We start from the raw sequence: 23409 nt of genomic DNA on the forward strand, positions 1-23409 counted from the left end.
ATGCCCTGGCGAACCCTGTTGAATCGCCGTGATCGCTTGCCCGCCAACCCGGATCTGGCCGAAGGTTTCTCGACCTTGTTGCAGCAGTTGGGCACGGTTATACCATTCGAATTGGCCGTGCTCGGCGGGCGCTCGATGGCGACGCCGGGGCTGGCGTTTCTGGTGGGATACCAGGCGGCGTTGCGCATGCTCTGGCCGAGCGCACCCATGAGCCTCGGCGCGTTGTGCGCCACCGAGCAGCGCAGCTTGCGCCCGGCTGACATGCAAACCCGGTTGAGCGGTTTGCGCCTGAGCGGACGCAAGGATTTCGTCACCGCAGGCGATGCTGCGGAATGGCTGCTGGTGTCGGCGCGCAGCGAGGAACCCGGCGCCGATCCGCGCTTGAGCCTGGCAGTGATCTATCTCGATGAGCCGGGTGTGCGGGTGGAAAAACTCGCGCCGATCCCGCTGATGCCGGACATCAGCCACGGCCGCTTGTTTCTGGATAACGCACTGTGCGAGTTGCTCGCAGGGGACGGTTGGGACGCCTACGTCAAACCGTTTCGCACCCTGGAAGATGTCTATGTGTTGAGTGCGATGACGGCGTGGTTGTATGGCGTCGGCCAGGACAGCGCCTGGCCGCAAACCTTGCAATTACGTCTTCTGGGATTGTTGGCCGGGTGCGCCGAAGCCAGTCGCCAGCCACCGACCGGTGCAGCTGGGCACGTGGTGCTGGGTGGGTTGTTTGCGCAGTTCGAGGGGCTCAAGGCTGAACTGGATGCGGCGCTGGCGCAGGGGCCGTCGCACTGGGCGCAGATGTGGAGGAGAGATCAGGCCGTGATGGAATTGGCGGCGGGGGCGCGGAGCAAGCGGTTGGCCAAGGCATTGGCGCAAACGTCGGTGCTCTGACGGACCACTTCGCTGGCAAGCCAACTCCTACAGGGGCAATGATCACCTGTAGGAGCTGGCTTGCCAGCGAAGGCGCCCTCAAAGGCACAAAAACGCCAAAACTGTCATCAACCTCGACTAGGCTCAGCAGGTTCAATCCCTGAGCCCATGCCATGCCCAAAGGCTTGTCCCTGATTTTCCTGCTGTTGCTCAGCGTTTCAATCCGGGCCGAAAACTGGCCCGCCGAGCAATGGCCGAACGCGCCGACGCCCATGGGCCCGGCGCTGCCAGCCCTGGAGGCCTATGCCTTCCCACCCCGCGATGACAGCACACGCAAAGGCATCCGCACCGACGCCTTACTGGTGATCCGTGACGGCCAGTTGATCTACGAACGCTACGCCGGCCCGACGAGCGCCGAGACGCCACACCTGACCTGGTCGATCAGCAAGAGCCTGATGGCCACGGTCCTTGGTGTGGCCTACGGCGAAGGTTTGTTCAAACTCGACGACCCGGCAGCGAAGTTTTATCCGCCGCTGCAAACACACCCCGACATGACCCTGGCCGACCTGCTGCATTGGGCCTCGGGCCTGGATTGGCAAGAGGACTACGAATACGCACCGCTCAACTCTTCGGTGGTGGCCATGCTCTACACCCGGGGGCACCGTGACATGGCGGCGTTCACCGCAGCCCACGAAACGTACGCGGCGCCGGGTCAGGCATTTCGTTATTCAAGCGGTGATAGCGGCCTGTTGTCCGCTGCACTCAAAACCATCGTCGGCCCGCAACGCTATCCCGACTACCCATGGACCGCATTGTTCGAGCCGCTCGGCATTCGTCACGCGGTTTGGGAGACGGATGCCACGGGCACGTTCGTCGCGTCGTCCTACGCCTATCTCACCGCGCGCGACCTGGCGCGGGTCGGTCTGTTGATGCTGCGCGACGGCCGTTGGCGAGACAGGCAATTGCTGCCCAAGGACTGGGTCGCGTTCAACCGCGAACCCTTCGCTCACTATCACGCCAACGAAGACGATGCGGTGCCCGGTGGCCAGTGGTGGCTCAACCGCGCCGTGGAGGGCGCTGCTCAACCCTGGCCGGATGCACCGGTCGACACCTTCGCCGCGCTGGGCCATTGGGGGCAGGCGATGTACGTGATTCCCGGTGAACACCTGGTGATCGTGCGCTATGGCGATGATCGTGATGACACCTACGATGACAATCAATTGCTCAAACTCGCGCTCAAGGCCTTTGCCGGGCAGGTGCCGCCATGAGCAGATTCATTCGACGTCGACCGGTCATTTCGCTGCTGCTAATGCTGCTGCTCGCCTTGCTTGGCTGGGTCTGGCACGAGCGGGTGGCGCTCTGGGCATTCCCCGACATCATCAGCGCCTACACCGCCAAGGAATATTGTTCGTGTCGCTACGTGATGGGCAACGACGTCGAGTATTGCCACAGCTATGTGAAGCAGTGGCTGCCTGCCAGCGGCTTTACCGATGACCCGGCCGGCAAGCGTGTAATGGTCAGCGGCATGGGGCGCAGCAACAGTGCCGTGTGGATGGGGGAGCGACAGGGCTGTCGCTTGGAGCCTTGAGTGGGTGATGTGCTTTGGTGGTGTTTTTTTGTGGCGAGGGGGCTTGCCCCCGTTGCACTGCGAAGCAGGGCTGAAACCTACAACCCCGTAAGTCTGACTCGCCGAGGGAGCTGGCTTCGCGTCTGCTGCGCAGCCGAACGGGGGCAAGCCCCCTCGCCACAAACGGCTTGCAATGCGCTGAAGGCCAGTTAAGGTTCAGCACAGGTTTATCTGCCCCACGAGTCTCTATGTTCAAGCGCTCCACCCTTCAAACCCTCGCTTTCCTGCTGCTGGCGGGTGCCGTGTTGTCGGCCCGTGCCGATTGGTACCTCGATGGCGAGTCCTCGCGCCTCTCTTTCGTCAGCACCAAGAATGCCAATGTTTCCGAAGTGCAGCGCTTCCTGGTGTTGCACGGCAAGGTCGATCCCCAGGGGCTGGCACAAGTGGAAGTCGAACTGGATTCGATCAACAGCGGCATCCCGTTGCGCGATGAGCGCATGCGCAAGGAACTGTTCAAGATAGAGCAGTTTCCCGAGGCCCTGATCACCACCCAAATCGATCTGCGCCCGATCAACGATCTCGCGCCCGGCGCACAGCTGGAATTGCGCCTGCCGCTGACCGTCAACCTGCACGGCAAACAACATGAGTACCCCGCTGAGCTGTTGGCAACCCGTCTCGATGACCGACGCTTCCAGATCGTGACCCTGGAACCGCTGGTGATCAACGCCGAGGATTTCGATTTGGTGCCAGGTCTCGAAACCCTACGCAAAATGGCCGGCCTGTCGGCCATCAGTCTTTCAGTGCCGGTGGGTGCGGTGCTGATTTTTACGGCGCGCTGACATGGCCGGCGCGATTTTTCCCTGGCGTGAAGGCAACCACTTCGAGCTTTTGATCGACGGTCCGCAATTCTTCCCGCGCATGCTGGTGGCGATTGCCCGCGCCGAAGAACAGGTCGAACTGGAACTGTATCTGGTGGAGGCGGGCGCCTGTGCCGAGGCCATGGTCCAGGCGCTGGTGCAAGCTGCCGAGCGCGGGGTGCGGGTGCGTTGCCTGTTTGATGACTACGGCAGCCTGGCCTTTACCCTGGCTTTACGTCAGCGATTGTTGTCCGCCGGGGTCGAGTTGCGTTTCTACAATCGGCTGAATTGGCGGCGCTGGGTAGGGAACTTTTACCGCGATCACCGCAAGCTGTTGTTGGTGGACCAGAGCCTGGCGGTCGTCGGCGGCACCGGTGTTACGGATGAGTTCTGGACGCCGGGGGAAGACGTCAGCGAATGGCATGAAGTGATGGTGGAAATCACCGGGCCGCTGGTGCTCGACTGGCAACTGCTGTTCGACCGCCAATGGATCGCCAACCGCCACCGTCGCGCCTGGCGACCGGCCTCGCATTTCGGCTTGCCGCGCCTGCCGCGAGTGCCGTCGATGGGCGAGGGCATGGGCCGGGTGGCGTATGCCGATGCCCGTCAACATCGGGACATTCTGCAATCGCTGGTGCGCGCCTTGAACAGTGGCCAGCGACGGATCTGGCTTGCCACGCCGTACTTCCTGCCGACCTGGAAGGTCCGCCGATCACTGCGCCGCGCCGCTGGCCGTGGCGTCGATGTACGCCTGCTGCTGACCGGACCGCGCACCGATCACCCGTCCGTGCGTTACGCCGGGCATCGCTACTACCCACGACTGCTCAAGGCCGGGGTGAAAATTTTCGAGTACCAGCCGTGTTTCCTGCACCTGAAAATGGTGTTGATCGATGACTGGGTGAGCATCGGCTCGTGCAATTTCGATCACTGGAACCTGCGCTTCAATCTGGAAGCCAACCTGGAAGCCCTCGACCCCGGGTTAACCCGGTCGGTGGTGGCGAGTTTCGAGACGGATTTTGGCTTGAGCGAGCGAGTCAGCCTGGAAGAATGGCAACGCCGGCCGTTATGGCACCGGGTCAAGCAGCGAGTGTGGGGATGGGTGGATCGGGTGGTGGTGAACCTGCTGGACCGAAGAGGTTGAGCACAATCGTTCACACCCACTGAAACCCCTGTAGGCGCTGGCTTGCCAGCGCCTACAGGGATACTGCGGTGTCCAGGGTTAGAGCAGTTCAAAACTCTGCTGCGTCACGTCCTCGGAATCCAGGCCGATCTGCACGTTGAACTTGCCCGGCTCCGCCGCGTACTTGAGCTGGGTGTTGTAGAACTTCAGGTCATCCTCGGTGATGGTGAAGTGCAGGATTTTCTGCTCGCCGGCCTTGATCATCACTTTCTGGAAGTTCTTCAGTTCCTTGATCGGGCGGATCATCGAACCAGCCACGTCCTGGATGTACAGCTGCACCACGGTTTCACCATCACGTTTGCCGGTGTTCTTCACCGTCACGCTGGCGTCGAGCTTGCCGGTCTTGTTCAGCGTGGTCGACGACAGCGCCATGTCGCTCAGGCTGAAGTCGGTGTAGCTCAGGCCGAAACCGAACGGGAACAGCGGGCCCGTCGTGTCATCGAAATACTGCGAGGTATAGTTGCCCGGTTTGCCCGGCGTGAATGGCCGGCCGATGGTCAGGTGGTTGTAGTAGGTCGGAATCTGGCCGACCGAACGTGGGATGGTGATCGGCAGTTTGCCCGACGGGTTGTAATCGCCGAATAGCACGTCGGCGATGGCGTTGCCGCCCTCGGTGCCGCTGAACCAGGTTTCCAGGATCGCGTCCGCCTGATCTTTCTCTTCAAGAATGGTCAGCGGGCGGCCATTCATCAACACCAGCACCAATGGCTTGCCGGTAGCTTTCAGGGCACGGATCAGCGCGCGCTGGTTTTCCGGGATGTTCAGGTTGGTGCGGCTCGACGATTCGTGGGACATGCCACGGGATTCGCCTACAGCGGCAACCACCACGTCGGCATCCTTGGCCGCTTTTACCGCTTCGTCGATCAGCACGTTCGCCGGGCGCGGGTCATCCACCACTTCCGGAGCGTCGAAGTTGAGGAAGTTCAGATAACCGAGGATTTTCGGGTCGCTGGTGATGTTGGCGCCACGGGCGTAGATCAATGTCGACTTGTCGCCCAAGGCGTTGGTCATACCGTCGAACAGGGTCACCGACTGCGCCGGCTTACCAGCGGCGGCCCAGCTGCCCATCATGTCGATCGGCGCCTTGGCCAGCGGGCCGACCAGGGCGATTTTCGCGGTTTTGTTCAACGGCAGGGTTTGGTTCTGGTTCTTCAGCAGTACCAGGCTGCGACGTGCCACCTCTCGGGCTTCGGCGCGGTGCAGGCGGCTGTCGGCGTAGGTGTCGACCGGATCATCCTCGGCCTTGCCGATGCGCAGGTACGGGTCCTTGAACAGGCCCATGTCGTACTTGGCGCCCAGCACCGCACGCACGGCGTTGTCGATGTCGCTCTGCTGGATGTCGCCGGACTTGAGCAACCCCGGCAGTTCTTTGCCATACAGGGTGTCGTTCATGCTCATGTGGATGCCGGCCTTGATCGCCAGCTTCGCCGCTTGGCGACCGTCGGCGGCAACACCGTGCTTGATCAGCTCGAAAATCGCCCCGTGGTCGCTGACCGCCAGGCCCTTGAAGCCCCATTGCTTGCGCAGCAGGTCGTTCATCAGCCAGGTGTTGGCGGTGGCGGGAACGCCGTTGATCGAGTTCAACGCGACCATCACGCCGCCCGCGCCAGCTTCAATTGCCGCGTGGTACGGCGGCAGGTAGTCCTGGTACATCTTGACTGGGCTCATGTCGACCACGTTGTAGTCACGGCCACCTTCGACCGCGCCGTACAGGGCGAAATGCTTGACGCTGGCCATGATGCTGTCGGCGGCGTTGGCACCCGTGCCCTGGAAGGCCTTGACCATCACGCCGGCGATGCGCGACGTCAGGTAGGTGTCTTCGCCAAAGCCTTCGGAGGTGCGGCCCCAGCGCGGGTCACGGGAGATGTCGACCATCGGCGCGAAGGTGAGGTCGAGGCTGTCAGCCGCGGCTTCCTTGGCGGCGATGCGCCCGGACAGGCCGATGGCGTCCATGTCCCAGCTCGAGGCCAGGGCCAGCGGGATCGGGAAAATGGTGCGGTGGCCGTGGATCACGTCGTAGGCGAAGAACATCGGGATCTTCAGGCGGCTGCGCATTGCCGCGTCCTGCATCGGCCGGTTTTCCGGGCGAGTGATCGAGTTGAACGTACCGCCGATGTTACCCGCCGCGATTTCCTTGCGGATCAGCTCCCGGGGCATTTCCGGGCCGATGCTGATCAGGCGCAACTGGCCGATTTTTTCATCGAGGGTCATTTGCTTCATCAGATTACCGATGAAAGCGTCCTTGTTCTCCAGGGGTGCGGGCGTCGTGGCGGCCAATACGTTATGACTGGCCAGGCTGACGAACAGGCCCAGCAAACACAGCTTCTTCATGAATTGTTTTCTCAAGGGCCCAAACGGCGATGTACACGCCGGCCAGCCAAAATTTAGGGAGCGTCTATTGTTGTTCGGGTGCCGGCTTAAAAAAAACGCGAGCTCAACGCCGGAGGCGTTTTTGCGCAGGGCCTCTTTTTAGCTTTTAGCCCATTGGCCCTTGGCAATCCAGAGGCGCGGGCGATTATGCCCCAAGAGCCGCCCTAGAAGGTTTCACGGTCGGTTTTTTCATGAAATGTACGAGGGAGCATCATCCTGATGAATGTCAGTCCAACCTACCGCTCGCGTTTGCAGGTCGTCACGCTGCTGATGCTGGCTACATTGCTCACCGCGTGCGGCATCAACAACATCCCGACCCTAGACGAACAGGCCAAGGCAGCCTGGGGCCAGGTGCAGAACCAGTATCAACGCCGCGCCGACCTGATTCCCAACCTGGTAGAAACTGTCAAGGGCTACGCCAAGCATGAAGAAGAGACCCTGACGGCAGTGATCGAAGCCCGGGCCAAGGCGACCTCCATCCAGGTGGACGCCTCGACCCTGGACAACCCGGAAAAGCTCAAGCAGTACCAACAGGCCCAGGATCAGCTCAGCGGCGCATTGAGCCGGCTGATGGTGGTGTCCGAGCGTTATCCGGACCTCAAGGCGAACCAGAACTTCCTCGCCCTGCAATCGCAGCTTGAGGGCACGGAGAACCGCATCAGCGTCGCGCGGCGCGACTTCATCCTCGCGGTGCAGAATTACAACACGGAGATCCGCACCTTCCCCGGTCGTTTGTGGCACAACGTGATGTACAGCAACTTACCGGTACGTGAGACCTTCGAGGCCACGCCGGGGTCGGAAAAGGCTCCAGAGGTCAAGTTCTGATCAGCGCCCATCCGCGTCGCCACGCCAGAGGTAACCCATGCGTGTCCTGAAAACCGGGCTGTTGCTGTTGTTGTGGATGGTGGCGATCAGCGCCCAGGCCGAACTGAGCTTCCCGGCGCTGACCGGGCGGGTGGTCGACAATGCGCAAATGATCGAGCCGGCGGTGCGCGAGCAACTCAACCAGCAGCTTCAGGCCCATGAAAAAGCCACCGGCGAGCAGCTTGTGGTAGTGACGTTGCCGGACTTGCAGGGCACCGACATCGCCGATTATGGCTATCAACTCGGCCGCCACTGGGGCATCGGGCAAAAGGACAAGAACAACGGTGCCTTGCTGATCGTCGCCCGGGACGAGCGAAAGTTGCGCATCGAAGTCGGCTATGGCCTGGAAGATCGCCTGACCGATGCCCAGAGTTCGGTGATCATCAACCAGGTCATCACCCCGGCGTTCAAGACCGGCAACTTCAGCAAGGGCATCAGTGACGGCGTGGCCGCGATGCTGGTGGTGCTGGGTGGCAATCCGCTTGACGAACCCTCCACGGCGTATGAATCCCGGGGCGATCCGGGCGACGATTTCGTCTCGCGGCACCCTGGCTTGTTCGTGTTTTTGGTGATGTTGTTCATCCTGACTGTTTTTGTGTGCCAGATGCTCGGTATCCTTCCCGCTGGCCGTGGCGGCTCCGGTGGTTCGGGGGGCGGCTTTGGCGGTGGTGGATTTGGCGGCGGCGGAGGCGGGGGCTTCAGCGGCGGAGGGGGCAGTTTCGGCGGGGGCGGTTCGTCCGGCGGCTGGTGATAATAAAAATGAGCAGGCAAACCACACCATGGCATTACTGACCGAACACGAACAACGCAAGGTGGCCGAGGCGATTGCCCGGGTCGAGCGTGACACCGACGCGGAGCTGGTAACCGTGCTCGCGGCACGCGCCGACGACTATGCGTACATCCCCTTGCTGTGGGCCAGCCTGCTGGCGCTGCTGGTGCCGGGCATCGTGCATTACCTCACGGGCTGGCTGACCCTGCACAGCCTGTTGCTGGTGCAATGGGCGATCTTCATTGTGCTGTGCCTGGTGTTCCGCCTGCCGAAAGTCACCACCCACCTGATCCCTCGCTCGGTACGCCACTGGCGCGCCTCGAACCTGGCACGCCGGCAGTTTCTGGAGCAAAACCTGCACCACACCGAAGGCAGCACCGGGGTGCTGATTTTCGTCTCCGAGGCCGAGCGGTACGTGGAGATCCTGGTTGATGAGGGGATTTCCAGTCGCCTGGACAACAAGAACTGGGAGGCCATCGTTGCGGCTTTTACCCAGCAGGTGAAGGCGGGGCAGACATTGCAGGGATTTGTCAGCTGCGTCGAAGCCTGCGGCGAGTTGCTCAAGGTGCACGTGCCGGTGACCCATGTGCGCAATGAATTGCCCAATCGTTTGGTAGTCCTTGGCTAAACCCTGTCCTGAGGCGCTTTTGTATCGCGTTTCTGCACAACCCGCTCGCGTTGTCCAGGGGCGGGCCTGTCTTCAACATCTCTCTATTAGCGAACGCTCTGCAACGGGCGTTCTGACGTAGAGGGAGTTTTTATGTCAACCCAACAAAAGCTTGAAGCCCGCCAAGTGGACAAGTCCGCTACGGGAGTTTCGGGCACGCCGGTGCAGTTGACGGCGAAAGAGAAACAGACCTTGACGTGGTGCTTCATGGGCAAAACATCCTGGGAGATCTCCAGGATAGAGAGTTGCTCGGAATCCACGGTCAACTTCCACTTCGCCAATATCCGCCGCAAGTTTGCCGTCAGCTCTCGACGTGCCGCGTTGCTCAAAGCGATCGAGTCCGGGGTGATCAATGTTGAGCCGTTGGAATCGCGAGGTGCTCGTGAGTGTGACTGATTCGACCTATAACAGTATCAGTGGGCTCTTGCTGGGAGTGGGCCTTGCCACGTTGCCTGTGATTGATGGCGAGGTGCTCTTCGGCGCATCGCTTGGCGCATGGCTGGTCACCACGACTCGCGCCAATTTCAAGGCCTGGCAACGTATAGGCTCCTGGTTATTGTCCGCGGGCGTGGGCTACCTCTTCACCCCGGTCGCACAGCCGCTGGCACCTTTTCTGACAGCGGGAGTGACGGCCTTCCTTTGCGCGCTGATCGTCATTCCCATCAGCATCAAACTCATGCAATGGATAGACGGCGCCGGTATCGGCGAAATCATTCGGCACCTCAGGGGGCGAGGATGATGGCCTGTCAGATGCTCGCCGTGGTGTGGTTGACCGGTATAGCCCACTTGATCAGTGCCTTCAGGCTGGCCTGTTATCAGCGCAATGAGCGACATGGCTGGCGCGACAGATTACTGATCAGCCTGTGCGGCGGCATGTTCTGTATGAGTGGCATCGATGTGTTGATGGCATTGCGGCCCGTTAGTCCAGGTCATGCAGTGGTGAGCGTTTTGTCGTGTGCGCTAATCGTTCGCAGCCGCGGCAACGTCATTGCGCTGTGGAAGGCCCTGAAACCTTGAACATCGACGGGTCTACGACGTTACGCTTGATCCGGATGTTTAAGCGCTGCCAGGAGCGTGGCCATTTCTAACAGTTTGGCTTCCATATCGCGCAGGCGGCGTTTCTCTTCCAGCGCACTTTGTATGGCGCAGCGGTCATCTTCGTCGAGTAAACGCCAGAGCGTGAGAATGGTGTTTTCCCGAGCTGTCGTTTCTTGATTGTTCGGGGAAGTGTTGCCAGGGACCTGTCGCAGGATCGGCCCTTCACCCAGCAGGAGCCAGTCAAGAGAGATGCCCCGTGCCTGAGCTATTTCTACGCATAATGAGTATGGTGTGCTGTCGCGACCTTTCCAGCTGCTGAGCGTTTGCGGGCTGATCTGTAGTGCTGAAGACAGCGATGCATCGGTCTTTGTACCAGTGATCTGCTTCAGTCGAGTTAGAACAGCTTGTGATGTTTTGCTACGCAATTTGAGCCTCTTCCTTTTGACATATGCTTTTTGAGTGCTTAATTTATGCGTAATGAGTACGTTTTTTCTTGCAAGTAATCAATCATCAACTATGAATCAGAAGAATACGATGTCGAAACTTCCTAATGGTATCAGGGTGATTTCCTACGAGCATGGCTCGTACCCATTACGTGTCTGCCCATTGCACTTCCTTATGTCTGGCAGACGTCATTTCCAGCACCGAACTATCGCAAGCAAAACATGCAGCAGTATTGCGTTTGAGCAAGTCGATTGCCACCCAATGACCAGCGGGAGTCCAGCATGAGTACATACAAGATGGTATGCCCGCACTGCTTGAGCAAGATGCGTATTCGTACCAGTGAGGGGCGGCACATCTTCCTGCGGGTGGCCTACCTGCAATGCACATCGGAGGCCTGTGGCTGGTCGGTCAGGGCCGAGTTTGAAATGACCCATGAGCTTTCGCCCAGCGGCATGCCTAACCCGGCCGTCCGTCTGCCCTTTGCCGGGCCCGATTTGCGCCGCGACGCCCAGCCTCCGGTTGCAAGTGCCGCGCCGATGGAAACCTCGCTGGAGTCGTGAACATGAAGGGAGTCGATGAAGGTTCGGCCTTGAACGAAGAACTAGTGGCAATTGCCCAGGCCTTTTTGGCCCGGCATGAAAGTGAAGGGGAGACTGACGACCAATTGCTGTTCTGTCGGGCGGTGAAGCATTTGCAGAGTGTGGAAGTGCCCCTGTACCTGGCCGAAAGACTGGTCAGCCACGCCTATGGAATACTCAAGTCCAGCAACGACCGGCGGCGCCTGGACATCACTGCAAGTACCGAAACCGTTGCCGTGGTCACAGACCCGGCCAACGGGCTCACCTGGGCGGTGCCGGTGGGGTTGATTGTCAAATACATCATCAATTCGCCGAACAATCGCAAACTTCGTCTGGTGTAGTGCCCGGGTTTCGACTTAGGCACTCGGGTCCTGCACGGCGTGACCAGGACCCGGCCAAATAAGGTTCTTCACGCAATCCCGGGAAACTGTAGGGCCCAGCTTGCTGGCGACGGACTCAAGTGCGCCGCGTTTATCCAGCTCTTACGCGTTATCGTTAACGACCATCGCTGGCAAGCCAGCTCCTACAGGAGATTGCGTCCTAGTCGAAAATGAAGTGATCTTCACGCCGGTATAAAGAACCAAAAAAAATAAGCCCGTGCCCAAAAGCCCCATCCCCCCTAAAATACTCGGCATTCCCTGATTCGCATTGCCGAGGCCGTTTTTTCATGTCTGTTATCGCCACTCCCGCCAGCCTCGCGCCGGATCATCACGCCCAGTTCATCGAGCTGCTGCAAACCAGCCTCGAACAAAATGCCTTCATCAAGCTGGTGCTGGCCAAATACGCGGGCGAGGAAGCGGACTTGCAGCGGATCATCATCAAGCCGGTGACGGTCAAGGCGCAGCCGTGCCTGTCCTTCGTCTATCGCTACAAGACCCGCGACATTACCAAGAATCTGCCGTTGGCCGAAGGCGTGGCGAGCATCGCCGAGCTGCTACCGGCGGCGTTCAAAAATGCGCATTTGTTGTCTGTGACGGACGAGGCCCAGCTCGAATACAGCAAAAAGGGCAAGAGCTCGCTGTTCAAGAGCAAACCCCAGCAATTACGCGAAGCGCCGTCGGCCGAGCACAACCGCGAGAAAAACCGTTTTCTCGACCTGAATCGTCCGTTTCTCGCCGACCTTGGGGTGACTAACAAGCAGCAGGAACTGATCCCGGCGATGTCGCGCAAGTGGAAACAGATCAACAAGTTCATCGAAGTGTTCAGCCATGCGCTGACTTCGTCGCCCCTGGCACTGGACAAACCGGTGCGCGTGGCCGATTTCGGTTCAGGCAAGGGCTACCTGACCTTCGCCATCCACGACTACCTGCGCAACACCTTGAAGGCTGAAGGCGAGGTGACCGGCGTCGAGCTGCGCGAAGACATGGTGACCCTGTGCAACGCGGCGGCGGCCAAGCTGGAGCATCGGGGGCTGGTGTTCAAGTGCGGTGACGTGCGCAGCGTGGCACCGAGCGAGCTAGACGTGATGATCGCCCTGCATGCCTGCGACATCGCCACCGACTACGCGATTCACACCGGCATACGCTCCGGTGCGTCGATCATCATGTGCTCGCCGTGCTGCCACAAACAGATCCGCCTGCAAATCCAGAGCCCGGCGCTGCTCAAGCCGATGCTGCAATACGGCCTGCACCTGGGCCAGCAGGCAGAAATGGTCACCGACAGCCTGCGCGCATTGTTCCTCGAGGCCTGCGGCTACGAGACCAAGGTGTTCGAGTTCATCTCACTGGACCACACCAACAAGAACAAGATGATCCTGGCGGTCAAGCGCGCCGAACCGGTGGACCCGGCCCAACTGCTGGCGAAGATCCAGGAACTCAAGGACTTCTACCATATCAGCGAACATTGCCTGGAAACCCTGCTGCGCGCCGACGGTTACCTCTAACGTCAATACCCTGTAGAAGCTGGCTTGCGGCGAAGGCGTCCCTGAGATCGCCTTCGCCGGCAAGCCAGCTCCTACACATTAGGCGGTCGCCACCCGCGCCGGGCGCACCGATGTCTTGCGACCCAGCATCACCGTCACGATGACGCCCGCCGCAAACAGCCAGGTAATCGGCTCCACATGTTCGCCAAAGAACAGCGCCGAAAAGGCGATGGTGAAGAAGATCTGCAGCAACTGGATCTGACTGACCCGGGCAATGCCGCCCATGGCCAGCCCCGCGTACCAGGCGAAGAAACCGATGAACTGCGAAAACAGCGAGACATAACCGAAGGCCCACCAGGTCTTGGTGGAGATTTCGCCCTGATGTTGCAGCGCCAGGTACAGCACCGGGCCGATCAGCAAGGGCGTCGACAGCACCAGTGCCCAACAGATCACCTGCCAGCCGCCCATCTCCTTGGCCAACCGGCCACCTTCGGCGTAACCCAAGCCACCCACCGCAATCGCACCGAGCATCAGCAAGTCACCGGCCTGGATACTGCCGGCACCGCTGATCAGCGCATAACCGAGCACCAGCGCGCTACCCAATGCGGCGCAGGCCCAGAAGGCTTTTGATGGCCGTTCATGGGACAACCACGCGGCGTACAGCGCCACGCACAGCGGTTGCAGGCCGTTGACCAGCGCACCGTGGGAGGCCGGCAAGGTTTGCATGGCCCAGGCCGACAGCACCGGAAACCCGAGGATCACCCCGGCGATTACCAGCGTCAGGCCTTTAACCTGTTTCCACGTGGGCCATTTTTCCCGGCGCCACAACAACAGCATCGCTGCCGGCACCGCCGCAAACAGCGCACGGCCCAGGCCATTGAGCAGCGGGTGGAGTTCCTGCACGACGATCCGCGTGAAGGGCAGGGTGAGGCTGAAGATCACAACGCCGAGCAGGCCGAGGGCCATGCCGGTGTTTTCGCGCGAAGACATGATGGCAACCAGATCAAAGGTGGCGGGAGAGGCCTTTATCTAGCCATAAACCCAGGGCTTTGGCGCTTACAGCTGGTCACAGAAATATCCGTACAGTTTCCTGCATTCCCTGTCAGGGCCAGTCCACATTTGGGCGTAGTAGCTGGTTATTACCCACCCCTGCGGAATCGGACTACCTTGAATACTCCTGCACGCTCATCCCAAAGGAGTCCTCCCCATGGCTGCGAAAAAAATCCTGATGCTGGTCGGCGACTACGTCGAAGACTATGAAGTGATGGTGCCGTTCCAGGCACTGCTGATGGTCGGCCACACGGTGCATGCCGTTTGCCCGGACAAAACCGCCGGCCAGACCGTGCGCACAGCAATCCATGACTTCGAAGGCGACCAGACCTACAGCGAAAAACCCGGTCACCTGTTTGCCCTCAACTTCGATTTCGCCAAGGTCAACGCCGCCGATTATGACGCCGTGCTGATTCCCGGCGGCCGTGCGCCGGAATACCTGCGCCTGAACGAAAAAGTCCTGGAGCTGGTGCGTGCCTTCGACAAGGCCGGCAAGCCAATTGCTGCGGTATGCCATGGTGCGCAACTGCTGGCGGCCGCCGGTGTGCTCGAAGGACGCGAATGCAGCGCCTACCCGGCCTGCGCGCCGGAAGTGCGTTTGGCGGGCGGTACGTACATCGACATCCCCGTGACGGACGGCCATGTTCAGGGCAATCTGGCCACAGCGCCGGCCTGGCCTGCGCACCCGAACTGGCTGGCCGGTTTCCTCGGGTTGCTGGGCACCAAAATCACGCTGTAACGAGGGACCTGTCCATGTGCGAGCTGTACGTCAAGGCCGACCCGATCCTCTACGAATCGCGCTCGCGCTCGCTGCGTATCTGCGGAGTGGTCACCACCCTGCGTCTGGAGAATCAGTTCTGGGACATCCTCAGCGAAATCGCCGACGTCGACGGCATGACCACCAACCAGTTGATCGCCAAACTGTATGAAGAGGTGATGGACTATCGTGGCGAGGTGGTTAATTTCGCCTCGTTCTTGCGGGTGAGCTGCACGCGTTATCTGAGCCAGCGACGGGTGGCTACCCCGGAGTTGTCGGTGGTGCGGGCGGCGGCGAAGTAGGTACTTCTTAATTGGCGCAGCGGGCCCCTTCGCTGGCAAGCAAGCGCCTACAAGAGAGCGCGTTGAATCTTTAGAAGCGGGCTTGCCCGCAAAGGGGCCGCAACAGGCGACAGAAACAACAGGCTGGTCTTTACTCTGAGGCGCGCAACCTTTCAATCGCCCAGGAGAAAGAGCATGTCCGGATGGTATGAAGTGAGCAAAAGCAGCAGTGGCCAGTTCAGGTTTGTCCTCAAGGCGGCCAACGCCGAAACCATTCTGACCAGCGAGCTCTACAGCACCCACGCCGCCGCCGACAAAGGCATCGCCTCGGTCCAGGCCAACAGCCCGCTGGATGAACGCTACGAGAAAAAAACCACCAAGGATGGCCATCCGTACTTCAACCTGAAGGCGGGCAATCACGAAATCATCGGCAGCAGCGAGGCCTACTCTTCGGCCGCCGCCATGGAAAAAGGCCTCGCCAGCGTCAAGGCCAATGGCCCGACCAAAATGGTCAAGGACAAGACCCTGCCCGTGCTCTGAACTCACGCAGATCTACTGTAGGAGCGGGCTTGCCCGCGAAAGCGGCGGTAAATTCAACATCACAGGTGCTGACCTGTCGCGTTCGCTGGCAAGCCAGCTCCTACAAGGGATTGCCTTGAACCTGTGGGAGCGAGCCTGCTCGCGAAATCGCTGGATCAGTCGCCGCTAGACCTCGACGGGCACCGCCAGTTTCGGGTTCCCCAACGCATGGCTCTTGGCATCAAAAAACAGCAACGCCACCCCGGTCCCCTCGAACAGCTTCGCGTAATGCCGCTTCTGGTGCTGGATGAACGCCTTGCTGCGCGGATAAATCGAGATCGCCAGCACCTGCGGTTTCGCCAGGCGCAAAGCGTGGATGAGGTGGCTGTCCTGCTCGCCCAGCGCATGGCCGAAAATGCACAGTGCCTGGCCATGACCGAGTAACTGCTCATAGCAGAACGACAGGTAGTCCGAGCTGCGGATGGTCTTGAGCTTGTCCGCGCTCGGCCCTTCGTTGACGAACAGCGGCACGTCGTCCAGGGTCTTGATCGTATTGTTGATGGCGAAACTGCCCAGCAACGTGCCCTCGGTCGACATCAGCTTGCGGGCGGTGCCGTCCTGGTTGCGCACCAGGTGCAGACCACCGTGCAGGTACAGCAAACGGGTTCTGTCGGTGGCGGTGTCGCTCAGATCGAAACCGGGCTCGGCACCGTGGAACAGATCAGTGATCGCCTCAGGCTGGTATTGCAGCGCCCAGTAGTTGAGCAAGTCGTAATTGGTGGTGAACACCGTGCGGTACTGGCTCAGTTCCTGATTGATCGTCGCCAGGGTCGAAGGCACCACCAGCCGCCACGGGATATGCACCGCGTGCACAGTATTGATCAGCGCTTCCTTGATCGCGTAGTAGCGGTTGCGGGGCGCCGCGGAGCTGACGGCCAGGGCCTTGTTGACCCGGCTGGTGGTTTTCAGGGCGCTTAGCACCTGCTCGAAACTGCGCGTCTGCATCGCCTCGAATACGCTCAGCTCGGACGGGCTCAGGGGTTTCTCTTCGACAGTACGCGCGTTCTCGAACAGCGAGTCATAGCCAAAATCGTCCCACACCGCGCGACTGGCACCGTTGCCCACCAGCAAGCCACTGAACGAAGTGCTGCTGCGCAAGACGTTCCAGTCTTCAAGTTGGGCATCGACATCCTGGAAATCGGTCATTGCGGTCTTCGTCTCACGGCAAAAGGTCTGTGGGCGGCGACTTTATCATGACCGGATGCCCAACCCCCTGTAGGAGCGGGCTTGTCCGCGAAGACTGACTGAAAAGCACTCTCGAATGTTCGGTTGCCCCACTAACCCGCCGTCACCAACCCCTTGGCCGGCGCATCGAAAAACTGGATCAACACCACCCCGGCCACCAACAACACCACCCCCACCAGCTTGGGCAAGGTGACCTGGCGCTCCGTCAATCCAAACCAGCCAAAGTGATCCAGCAACAATGACGCCACCACTTGCCCCGCCAGCGCCAAGGCCATGAACCCTGCGGCACCGATCTTGGGCAGCAGCACCAAGGCCAAGGAAATAAAGATCACCCCGAAAGCGCCACCCGCCCACATCCACAGTGGCGCCTGGCGGATGAAAGCCAGTGACGGCAAGGGTAATCGCAGCGCAACGATGATTGGCAACAACACCGCAATACTCACCAGCAACGAGGCAAGCGTTGCCCACAGCGGATGGCCCAACCCGCGCCCGAGATTGACATTGATAGCGCTCTGGAATGGCACCACCGCCCCGGCGATCATCGCCAGCACCATCAGGCCGGCCCAATGCAACGTACTCATGTTCGTTCCCCATACAGGTTTTGCTGGACTGTAGGGTATTCGTCACGCAGATTTAAATTCCAAATAGTTATTCAGAACATGCAGCGGATGAATGATCTACGACGCATCGACCTCAACTTGCTGGTGATCCTCGACGCCTTGCTCAGTGAGCAGCACGTGACCCGGGCGGCGGAGCGCTTGCACTTGAGCCAGCCGGCCGTCAGCCATGCGCTGGCGCGCTTGCGGGATTTGCTCGGCGATCCGCTGTTGGTGCGCGCCGGTGCCGGGCTCATTCCGACGCCGCGAGCGCTGGAACTGGTGGCACCGCTGGCCGAAGCCCTGGCCCAGGTACAAGCAATGCTTGCGCCAAACGCCTTCGAACCGGCCACGGCCCGGCGCACGTTCCGCCTGGCGATGTCCGACTATGGGGCCGCCATTGTCCTGCCGGGGCTGATCCGCACCTTGCGCCAGGAAGCGCCGGGCATCGATTTGCAGATCAGCCATGGCAGCCGCGAAAGCATGCTCGAAGGGGTGATCAACGGTGACGTTGATATCGCCGCTGGCGTGTTCCCGGAAATGCCCAACGAATTGCGCAGCACCCCGCTGTTTGAAGAGCACTACGCTTGTTTGCTGGATCGCAACAGCCTGACAGCCGACGCTGCCCTCGACCTGCCCACTTACCTGGCACGGCCCCACGTCCTGCTGGAGATGCGTGGCAGCGGCACCCTCGAAATCGAGCGCGCCTTGACTGCCCTGCGCGAACGCCGTCGTGTTGCCATCAGTCTGCCGCACTGGAGCGTGGCCCCGGCGCTCATCAGCGGTACCGACCTGATTCTCACGGTGGCGTCCCGAGGCCTGCGCGATATCGATCAACAATCATTGCTGGTCGTCCCGCCGCCGTTCCTCATCCCTTCGTTTACCTTTGTATTGGTCTGGCACAAGCGTCGAGGCGCGGATCAGGCGTTGAACTGGTTGAATGAGCGGATCGTGCAGGGGAGGCATCATTGAGTCATGAGTGTCGCGATCAGACAGTCGAGCGCTGGAGACCTGATATAGACTGGCGACCATTCACCCAGCGGTTCAAAGGGACTCCCCATGACCCCCTCGTTATTGATGGCCGTGCTGGCCTCGGGTTTTATCTACGGCATCACCCCAGGGCCGGGCGTGCTGGCGGTGTTCGGCATCGGCGCGGCTCATGGGCGGCGGGCCGGGGCGGGGTTTCTGTGCGGGCATTTGCTGGGCGACGTGGTCTGGTGCAGCACCGCGCTCGTCGCGATTGTCGGGGCGCGGGAAATCGGCAGTACAGCGTTTGATGTACTCGGTGTGCTCAGCGGCCTGTACCTGTTCTGGCTCGGCTGGCGTGCCGTGAGTGCCAGGCGCAGCGGCGCTGATGCACCGCAGGGGCCGGCGCGGCAGCCGTTCTGGCACGGCATTGTGTTTGGCCTGACCAACCCGAAGGCCTATCCGGTGGCGGTGGCGACGTTCACGGCGCTGCTGTCGAGCCGCGCCGAATTGCTCAACTGGTCGATGCTGCCGGCGCTGATCGCCCTGAGCTTCGTCGGCGGGCTGCTCGCCTACGCTATTCTCATTGGCATCGTCGGTGCACGGCGAGTACGCACGGTGTACCAACGCCATGAACTGGCGATCACCCGCTTGTGCGGGTTGATGTTCATCGGTTTCGCCATCAATGCATTGGTGCATGCGTTGCCGGGGTTGATGCCGAGCAAGGCTTGAAGGTGATCACAAGGATGCAAGGTCGACAGGGCAGGGATGGTTGATGACTGCTGCATTATCGGGACACCCACGCCGAACCATGGAAAACCGGAATTCTGCGCCACTGGCGAGCTATATCGATTTATTGCTGGATGCCGTCTGTGCGGTGGATAAACAGGGCCGCTTCGTCTTTGTCAGTGCCGCGTGCGAGCGCGTTTTCGGCTACACCGCTGAAGAAATGATCGGTCAGATGATGATCGATCTGGTGCACCCGGCCGACCGCCAGCGCACCCTCGACGCCGCCCGGGAGATCATGGGCGGTGAGCCCAAGCTCAACTTCGAAAACCGCTACCTGCGCAAGGATGGCCGAGTGGTGCACATCCTTTGGTCGGCACGTTGGTCCGAGGTCGACCAGTTGCGCATCGCCGTGGCGCGCGACATCACCGATCGCAAGCAGTCCGAATCCCGCCAAGCCGCACTGTACGCGATCTCCGAAGCGGCTCACGCGGCGGAGGACCTGCTGACGTTGTTCAAGCGCATCCACATGATCATCGGCGAATGGCTGCCAGCGCTGAATTTTTCCGTGGCGCTGTATGACGAACACTGCGCGCAACTGAATTTCCCTTACCACGTCGATGACCGCGAGCCGCAACCGGAACAGCCCGGCACCATTACGGGGCAATTGTGCGCCGAGGTGATTCGCACGGGGCAGCCGATCCTGCTGACTCCTGAGCAGAACGGGCTTCCCGTTGGCTTCGAAATGCTGGTGAGCGGGCAGAATGCACCGTGCTGGCTGGGGGTGCCGTTGAACTCGCAAAAAGGCACCATTGGCGCATTGATCGTCAAAAGCATCCCAGGTGGGGAGCGTTACACCGAGCAAGACAAGGAACTGCTGCAATACGTCTGCGCCCAGGTCGCCACCGCCATTGAGCGCAAGCAATTGCATGCGCGCCTGCAACACATGGCCCAATACGACCAACTGACCCAGTTGCCCAACCGCGAACTGCTGCGTGAACGGCTCAAGGCATCCTTGCAGGTGGCGCGCGAGGAAGACGGGCGCATGGCGCTTTTGTACGTCGACCTCGATCGCTTCAAGCAGGTCAACGACACCCACGGCCACGCGGTCGGCGACATGCTGCTGCAAGCAGTGGCCAACCGGCTCAAGGGTTGCGTGCGGGAAACCGACACCGTGGCGCGCATTGGCGGCGATGAGTTCGTGGTGTTGCTGCACAGCATTCACGCTGCTGAAGATACCGATACCGTGGTCGGAAAAATCCGTCAGGTCCTGGACCAGCCCCTGCGACTGGACGGCCATAGCCTGACCATCCAGACCAGCATCGGCATCGCCCGATACCCCGATCACGGCACTGAAGAGAAACAGCTGTTCAGGCACGCCGACGAGGCGATGTATTGCGCCAAGCGCGAGCATCACCTGCGAATCGTCTGAGCGTCGGGGCACCGTTCGTCGTGGAGCCGGTGCAAATTTCTAAACCTTTCGCGGCGTGCAAATTCAGAATCTATGCGGGCGCAAGCTCGCTGCGCTCATCACCAAGAGGTAGAGAATCATGCCTAACTCAAGAAACTCGAACTCGGGAAACTTCGCAAACGATCGAACCAAGGCATCTGAAGCGGGTCGCAAAGGTGGGAAAACCACGACCACGACTGTCGATAAAGAGCCTGCGAAACCTGACATGGGCCGTAAGGGCGAACAAGGCGGGCAAAAATCCCGCTAGTTGGATGGAGGTGGTTTTGATTGAGAAGCGGGGGCGAAAGCTCCCGTTTGATTATCTAGAGGAGGGCGCGACCATGAACCGGATGGCCACCCGCATGCGCAATGCCAGTTTTGCCACACTGCTGGGCCTGTTGGCCAACAGCGCCTTTGCCCAGTCGCCCGCCGAATTTATCGACGAGGCCTCGGCCAAAGGCATCGCCGACATCGAAGCCAGTCGCCTGGCACACCAGAAATCCGAATCAAAAGAGGTCAAGGATTACACCATTGTCGTGATCAACGACCGCACCACTGCCAACCAGCACCTGGCGAAAATCGCCAAGCAACTGGATCTGCCCGTCGCCCCGCGCGAAGAAGTGGTGGAAAAGGCCAAGGCGTTGATGCCCGAAGCCATGGAGGGCGCGACCTTCGACGAAGCCTACGCGGCCAGTCAGATAAAGACCACGCAGGAAGCCATCGACCAGCTTCAACAGGAAGCGCAGACGACCGACGTGCCGCAAATCAAGGCCTTCGCCGAGGAAACCCTGCCCAAACTGCAAAATCACCTGCAGATGGCCAAGGCCTTGCAGGCCAGTCTCTAGCCAGCGGAATGCGCAGGTAACCTGAGGTTACCTGCGCATTCCCGTCAACTTTCATTCAAGCCCGAGCGACCTTTTTCTGCGACAACGGTGTCGTCGAAGGAAACGGTCTGTCCCTCGCCCAGGCTGCGGTATTGCTTTCTCAGCGCTTCCAGTTGCTTGAGGTCCAGCGCCTCGAGCCCGAGCATCGCGTTTTGTGCTTCCTTGGTCACGCGCAGCAACTCGTCGACTTTCAGGTGCAGGATGTCGGTGTCGCGGTTCTGCGTGTTCTGGATCAGGAACACCATCAAGAAGGTAATGATGGTGGTCGAGGTGTTGATGATCAGTTGCCACGTATCGTTGAAATGAAAAAACGGCCCGCTCAAGCCCCATAGAAAAATAAGAATGATTGCCCCAAAAAACGTCCGGGGGCTGCCGGCCCAGAGAGCGAGCTTCTGCGCGACTTTTGCGAATTTCATGACAGTGTTCCTTATTGGGGGGACGTCTGAATTTGTGACAGCGGCGGGGGGATGAAAATTCGACGCAACTGAAAAGGTGGTTTAGTAAAACCTTTGAGAGGACTTGTCGCGGTATCGTAGCGACCCGAGCCGAACACACCGACAGGAGAACGCAATGAGTTGGTCCGCCAAACAATACGTCGCTTTTGAAGATGAACGCACCCGTCCCGCCCGTGACCTGCTGGCGGCTGTCCCCGCCGGGGATGTGCGCTCGGCGATCGATATCGGTTGTGGTCCCGGCAACTCCACCGAGTTGCTGGTGGAGCGTTTCGCCAACGCCACGGTGCGCGGGCTGGACAGCTCGACCGACATGATCGGCGCCGCGCGCAAACGCTTGCCGCAGGTGCAGTTCGATGTGGCCGACATCGATACCTGGAGCGACAACGGCCCGTTCGATGTGATTTTCGCCAATGCGGTATTGCAGTGGGTGCCGGATCACGCGACCTTGCTGCCGTCGCTGGTGAGCAAACTGGCGCCGGGTGGCAGCCTGGCCGTGCAAATGCCGGACAACCTCAACGAGCATTCGCACCGCTTGATGCGCGAGGTTGCCGCCGATGGCCCGTGGGCAGGCAAGCTGGCAGACGCCGCCGGGCAGCGCACCGAAATGGCCGATGCCAGCGGTTACTACTCGATCCTCAAGGCTTTTTGCACCCGCGTCGATGTGTGGCGCACGACTTATCACCATCCGCTGGCAGGCGGCGCATCTGGCGTGGTGGAGTGGTTCAAGGGCAGTGGTCTGCGACCGTTTCTCGATCCACTGGACGAGGCGGAACGGGTGCAGTACCTCAAGCAATATCAAGCGGCCATCGAGCAGGCCTATCCGGCCCTGGCCGATGGTTCGGTGCTGTTGCCGTTTCCGCGGTTGTTCATTGTCGCGACGCGGTGATGCAAAAAGGGACAGAGTGATCTGTCCCTGCTCTTAAGAGCTGAACAGCGAGGGGGCGCTTTCCAACACATTGTCTGTCAGTCCGGCAGGGAGCAGCCAAAAGGGATGCTCTTTGATAAGGGAAAAGAATTTCTAGATGGGGGTTGACCACGTATTTTAATGCTGTAGTATTCGCCTCCCGCTAACAAGCATATTGATGTTTGTTCAGGCTTAAGTAATTGATTTTAGTAGTGAAATTAAAAACTTTTAAGGTTGCAGTTTGAAAAGGTGCGCTGTAGAATGCGCGCCTCGGTTGAGACGAAAGCTCTTAACCAATCGCTCTTTAACAACTGAATCAAGCAATTCGTGTGGGTGCTTGTGGAGTCAGACTGCTAGTCAACAGATTATCAGCATCACAAGTTACTTCGCGAGAAATCAAAGATGTAACCAACGATTGCTGAGCCAAGTTTAGGGTTTTCTCAAAACCCAAAGATGTTTGAACTGAAGAGTTTGATCATGGCTCAGATTGAACGCTGGCGGCAGGCCTAACACA

29 protein-coding genes are annotated in these 23409 nt (G+C 60.0%); 23 read left to right on the forward strand and 6 right to left on the reverse strand.

Going from position 1 to position 23409, the window contains the following annotated elements:
• From J1D76_RS22605 to J1D76_RS22625, 5 genes are all read left to right on the forward strand, one after another.
• Complete coding sequence (locus J1D76_RS22605) at window positions 1–888, forward strand: acyl-CoA dehydrogenase (RefSeq protein ID WP_421140556.1); 888 nt, start codon at window positions 1–3, stop codon at window positions 886–888.
• A 152-nt stretch (window positions 889–1040) separates the two neighbouring features.
• Window positions 1041–2135 carry a serine hydrolase domain-containing protein gene (locus J1D76_RS22610; RefSeq protein WP_421140557.1) on the forward strand — a complete coding sequence of 365 codons (1095 nt, stop codon included), beginning with the start codon at window positions 1041–1043 and terminating at the stop codon, window positions 2133–2135.
• The gene (locus tag J1D76_RS22615) at window positions 2132–2455 is read left to right on the forward strand and encodes an amidase (RefSeq protein ID WP_421140558.1); all 324 of its coding nucleotides are present in this window, start codon (window positions 2132–2134) and stop codon (window positions 2453–2455) included. The genes J1D76_RS22610 and J1D76_RS22615 overlap by 4 nt, the downstream gene beginning before the upstream one ends.
• Before the next feature lie 227 nt (window positions 2456–2682).
• On the forward strand, window positions 2683–3273 hold the full coding sequence (locus tag J1D76_RS22620; protein ID WP_421140559.1) for a YceI family protein: 591 nt from the start codon (window positions 2683–2685) through the stop codon (window positions 3271–3273).
• 1 nt (window position 3274) lies between these two features.
• Window positions 3275–4432 (forward strand): phospholipase D-like domain-containing protein, encoded by a 1158-nt coding sequence (locus J1D76_RS22625; RefSeq protein WP_421140560.1) that lies wholly within the window; start codon window positions 3275–3277, stop codon window positions 4430–4432.
• Between the two features lie 78 nt (window positions 4433–4510).
• On the opposite strand, the gene bglX is transcribed toward J1D76_RS22625, so the two are convergent.
• Window positions 4511–6802, reverse strand: a complete 2292-nt coding sequence (gene bglX / locus J1D76_RS22630; protein WP_421140561.1) for a beta-glucosidase BglX — start codon at window positions 6800–6802, stop codon at window positions 4511–4513.
• Between the two features lie 258 nt (window positions 6803–7060).
• Between bglX and J1D76_RS22635 the strand changes: the two genes are divergently transcribed.
• The 6 genes from J1D76_RS22635 to J1D76_RS22660 all read left to right on the forward strand — a co-directional run bounded on the left by J1D76_RS22635 (window position 7061) and on the right by J1D76_RS22660 (window position 10158).
• Window positions 7061–7666, forward strand: coding sequence for a LemA family protein (locus tag J1D76_RS22635; RefSeq protein WP_421140562.1), 606 nt, complete (start codon window positions 7061–7063; stop codon window positions 7664–7666).
• A 37-nt stretch (window positions 7667–7703) separates the two neighbouring features.
• Window positions 7704–8456: a TPM domain-containing protein gene (locus J1D76_RS22640; RefSeq protein WP_421140563.1), complete on the forward strand. Its 753-nt coding sequence runs from the start codon at window positions 7704–7706 to the stop codon at window positions 8454–8456.
• A gap of 28 nt (window positions 8457–8484) precedes the next feature.
• Window positions 8485–9102 (forward strand): TPM domain-containing protein, encoded by a 618-nt coding sequence (locus J1D76_RS22645; protein ID WP_421140564.1) that lies wholly within the window; start codon window positions 8485–8487, stop codon window positions 9100–9102.
• A 132-nt stretch (window positions 9103–9234) separates the two neighbouring features.
• Complete coding sequence (locus J1D76_RS22650; protein ID WP_421140565.1) at window positions 9235–9537, forward strand: helix-turn-helix transcriptional regulator; 303 nt, start codon at window positions 9235–9237, stop codon at window positions 9535–9537.
• A complete protein-coding gene (locus J1D76_RS22655; RefSeq protein ID WP_421140566.1) occupies window positions 9524–9880 on the forward strand; it encodes a putative holin in 357 nt (118 codons plus the stop codon). Before J1D76_RS22650 ends, J1D76_RS22655 begins: the two co-directional genes overlap by 14 nt.
• Window positions 9881–9891: 11 nt before the next feature.
• Complete coding sequence (locus J1D76_RS22660; protein ID WP_421140584.1) at window positions 9892–10158, forward strand: phage holin family protein; 267 nt, start codon at window positions 9892–9894, stop codon at window positions 10156–10158.
• Window positions 10159–10178: 20 nt separating this feature from the next.
• Here the strand turns inward: J1D76_RS22660 and J1D76_RS22665 are convergent, their stop codons facing one another.
• Window positions 10179–10604: a helix-turn-helix transcriptional regulator gene (locus tag J1D76_RS22665; protein ID WP_421140567.1), complete on the reverse strand. Its 426-nt coding sequence runs from the start codon at window positions 10602–10604 to the stop codon at window positions 10179–10181.
• Window positions 10605–10904: 300 nt separating this feature from the next.
• Here J1D76_RS22665 and J1D76_RS22670 point away from each other — a divergent pair, with 300 nt between their 5' ends.
• From J1D76_RS22670 to J1D76_RS22680, 3 genes are all read left to right on the forward strand, one after another.
• Entirely contained in the window at window positions 10905–11183 is a 279-nt protein-coding gene (locus J1D76_RS22670) for an ogr/Delta-like zinc finger family protein (RefSeq protein WP_421140568.1), read from the forward strand.
• A gap of 2 nt (window positions 11184–11185) precedes the next feature.
• Entirely contained in the window at window positions 11186–11542 is a 357-nt protein-coding gene (locus J1D76_RS22675) for a hypothetical protein (protein ID WP_421140569.1), read from the forward strand.
• Window positions 11543–11868: 326 nt separating this feature from the next.
• Window positions 11869–13083, forward strand: coding sequence for a class I SAM-dependent methyltransferase (locus J1D76_RS22680; protein WP_421140570.1), 1215 nt, complete (start codon window positions 11869–11871; stop codon window positions 13081–13083).
• A gap of 78 nt (window positions 13084–13161) precedes the next feature.
• On the opposite strand, the gene J1D76_RS22685 is transcribed toward J1D76_RS22680, so the two are convergent.
• On the reverse strand, window positions 13162–14052 hold the full coding sequence (locus J1D76_RS22685; RefSeq protein WP_421140571.1) for a DMT family transporter: 891 nt from the start codon (window positions 14050–14052) through the stop codon (window positions 13162–13164).
• Between the two features lie 217 nt (window positions 14053–14269).
• Here J1D76_RS22685 and J1D76_RS22690 point away from each other — a divergent pair, with 217 nt between their 5' ends.
• The 3 genes from J1D76_RS22690 to J1D76_RS22700 all read left to right on the forward strand — a co-directional run bounded on the left by J1D76_RS22690 (window position 14270) and on the right by J1D76_RS22700 (window position 15690).
• On the forward strand, window positions 14270–14851 hold the full coding sequence (locus tag J1D76_RS22690; RefSeq protein ID WP_223462961.1) for a DJ-1/PfpI family protein: 582 nt from the start codon (window positions 14270–14272) through the stop codon (window positions 14849–14851).
• A 14-nt stretch (window positions 14852–14865) separates the two neighbouring features.
• Window positions 14866–15171 carry a ribbon-helix-helix domain-containing protein gene (locus J1D76_RS22695; RefSeq protein ID WP_421140572.1) on the forward strand — a complete coding sequence of 102 codons (306 nt, stop codon included), beginning with the start codon at window positions 14866–14868 and terminating at the stop codon, window positions 15169–15171.
• A 174-nt stretch (window positions 15172–15345) separates the two neighbouring features.
• A complete protein-coding gene (locus J1D76_RS22700) occupies window positions 15346–15690 on the forward strand; it encodes a YegP family protein (protein ID WP_421140573.1) in 345 nt (114 codons plus the stop codon).
• 165 nt (window positions 15691–15855) lie between these two features.
• Here the strand turns inward: J1D76_RS22700 and J1D76_RS22705 are convergent, their stop codons facing one another.
• Window positions 15856–16875, reverse strand: coding sequence for a DUF4917 family protein (locus J1D76_RS22705; protein ID WP_421140574.1), 1020 nt, complete (start codon window positions 16873–16875; stop codon window positions 15856–15858).
• Between the two features lie 131 nt (window positions 16876–17006).
• Window positions 17007–17495 (reverse strand): DMT family transporter, encoded by a 489-nt coding sequence (locus tag J1D76_RS22710; RefSeq protein WP_421140575.1) that lies wholly within the window; start codon window positions 17493–17495, stop codon window positions 17007–17009.
• A gap of 78 nt (window positions 17496–17573) precedes the next feature.
• Between J1D76_RS22710 and J1D76_RS22715 the strand changes: the two genes are divergently transcribed.
• The 5 genes from J1D76_RS22715 to J1D76_RS22735 all read left to right on the forward strand — a co-directional run bounded on the left by J1D76_RS22715 (window position 17574) and on the right by J1D76_RS22735 (window position 21497).
• A complete protein-coding gene (locus tag J1D76_RS22715) occupies window positions 17574–18482 on the forward strand; it encodes a LysR family transcriptional regulator (protein ID WP_421140576.1) in 909 nt (302 codons plus the stop codon).
• An 87-nt stretch (window positions 18483–18569) separates the two neighbouring features.
• On the forward strand, window positions 18570–19208 hold the full coding sequence (locus J1D76_RS22720) for a LysE family translocator (RefSeq protein ID WP_421140577.1): 639 nt from the start codon (window positions 18570–18572) through the stop codon (window positions 19206–19208).
• A 79-nt stretch (window positions 19209–19287) separates the two neighbouring features.
• Window positions 19288–20634, forward strand: a complete 1347-nt coding sequence (locus J1D76_RS22725) for a diguanylate cyclase domain-containing protein (protein ID WP_421140585.1) — start codon at window positions 19288–19290, stop codon at window positions 20632–20634.
• Window positions 20635–20752: 118 nt separating this feature from the next.
• Entirely contained in the window at window positions 20753–20920 is a 168-nt protein-coding gene (locus J1D76_RS22730) for a KGG domain-containing protein (RefSeq protein ID WP_421140578.1), read from the forward strand.
• A gap of 73 nt (window positions 20921–20993) precedes the next feature.
• The gene (locus J1D76_RS22735) at window positions 20994–21497 is read left to right on the forward strand and encodes a DUF4142 domain-containing protein (protein WP_421140579.1); all 504 of its coding nucleotides are present in this window, start codon (window positions 20994–20996) and stop codon (window positions 21495–21497) included.
• A 44-nt stretch (window positions 21498–21541) separates the two neighbouring features.
• On the opposite strand, the gene J1D76_RS22740 is transcribed toward J1D76_RS22735, so the two are convergent.
• Window positions 21542–21952 carry a low affinity iron permease family protein gene (locus tag J1D76_RS22740; RefSeq protein WP_421140580.1) on the reverse strand — a complete coding sequence of 137 codons (411 nt, stop codon included), beginning with the start codon at window positions 21950–21952 and terminating at the stop codon, window positions 21542–21544.
• A gap of 154 nt (window positions 21953–22106) precedes the next feature.
• On the opposite strand from J1D76_RS22740, the gene tam reads away from it, so the two are divergent.
• Window positions 22107–22877 (forward strand): trans-aconitate 2-methyltransferase, encoded by a 771-nt coding sequence (gene tam / locus J1D76_RS22745; protein WP_421140581.1) that lies wholly within the window; start codon window positions 22107–22109, stop codon window positions 22875–22877.
• Window positions 22878–23409: the final 532 nt, after the last annotated feature.

The organism is Pseudomonas sp. NFX15 (genome assembly GCF_049132105.1).
Taxonomy (GTDB): Bacteria; Pseudomonadota; Gammaproteobacteria; order Pseudomonadales; family Pseudomonadaceae; genus Aquipseudomonas.